The sequence below is a fragment of the Mesorhizobium sp. M5C.F.Ca.IN.020.29.1.1 genome, from assembly GCF_003997375.1.
Classification (GTDB): Bacteria; Pseudomonadota; Alphaproteobacteria; order Rhizobiales; family Rhizobiaceae; genus Mesorhizobium; species Mesorhizobium wenxiniae.
The window spans coordinates 1-1134 of the sequence record NZ_RZSW01001001.1; the positions used below are offsets into that span (position 1 = coordinate 1).

The window sequence follows — 1134 nt, forward strand, 5'->3', positions numbered from 1 at the left end:
GGCTCTTGGTGATGCTCGCAAACGACCTGCTGAAACGCGGGATCATGTTGGGGGCAGGTGAGATCGTCACCACTGGAAGTTTCACAGGTTTTCATACCGCAACTTCAGGAGACGAGATCAAAGCGGAGTTTGATGGCTTTCCGCCAGTGTCAGTAGTCTTCAATAGCCTAGAAAGTAACGGAGAAGCCAATGCTGTGCGGTAATGGCATGGTCGCCATCTGGAATGGAATTGCAGAGGAGGGGCGTCTAGACTTCTATCAATGGCATATTCACGAACATATGCCTGAGAGGACGGCTATTCCGGGCTTTCTGCGCGGACGGCGCTATCGTGCAGCCGACAGCGAAACACATCCTGAGTTCTTCACGCTTTACGAAGTCGAGGGGTTCGAGGTGATTACGGGCCCCGAATATGCCCAACGGCTGAACAGCCCCACGCCTTGGACGCGGCGAGCCACCTCTCATTTTCTTAATACGTCCCGCGGACTGGCGCGTGTCGTCAGCTCAACGGGGCCTGGGCCTGGAGGCGTTATCGCTACGGTGCGATTTCATTCCCCAAATGCGAATGACCGCGAGGTGGCCAGAGACCTTTCGGCGCTCATGCGAGACGTTATGCAGTATCCGCTGCTCACGGGAGCGCATCTGGGCAAGGCGGACGAGGCGGCAACCCAAGTCCGCACCGCGGAGAGCGAGGGGCGAAGCGACTACGACGCGCCGCCGAGCTGGTTCGTTCTCCTGGAGGCGTGCACCGTGGACGCCCTGAAAGCACCCGTCCAGGCTCTCCTCCAGCATCCTGCTGTCGCAAAGCCCCAGGTCGGTCGTTACCTGCTCGAGTACACGCGCCTCAAAACCGACGCCGCGGCCGGTTAAGGGAGGGAAGCGGCATGAAACTCTTGCGGTTTGGTTTGCCTGGTTCTGAACGTCCTGGACTCCTTGATGGAACCGGGACGGTCCGCGACCTCAGCGGAGTTGTTTCGGATATTGGGGGGCGCGTGCTCTCTCGTGAGGGCTTGAATGAGTTGCGCTCTCTAAATCCATTGTCGTTGCCGGCGGTCGACGGCAGTATGCGTCTCGGCCCGCCGGTCGCCGACGTTCGCCATTTCATCGCCGTCGGGCTGAATTACACAGATCACGCAC

General features: G+C 59.3%; 1 protein-coding gene and 2 pseudogenes. All 3 read left to right on the forward strand.

What is annotated here, in order from left to right; genetic code table 11:
* Positions 1 to 203, forward strand: a pseudogene (locus EOA85_RS38410) (hypothetical protein); the annotation flags it as partial.
* A complete protein-coding gene (locus EOA85_RS35765; RefSeq protein WP_127212767.1) occupies positions 190 to 867 on the forward strand; it encodes a hypothetical protein in 678 nt (225 codons plus the stop codon). The pseudogene EOA85_RS38410 and the gene EOA85_RS35765, both read left to right, overlap by 14 nt.
* 14 nt (positions 868 to 881) lie before the next feature.
* Positions 882 to 1134, forward strand: a pseudogene (locus tag EOA85_RS38415) (FAA hydrolase family protein); the annotation flags it as partial.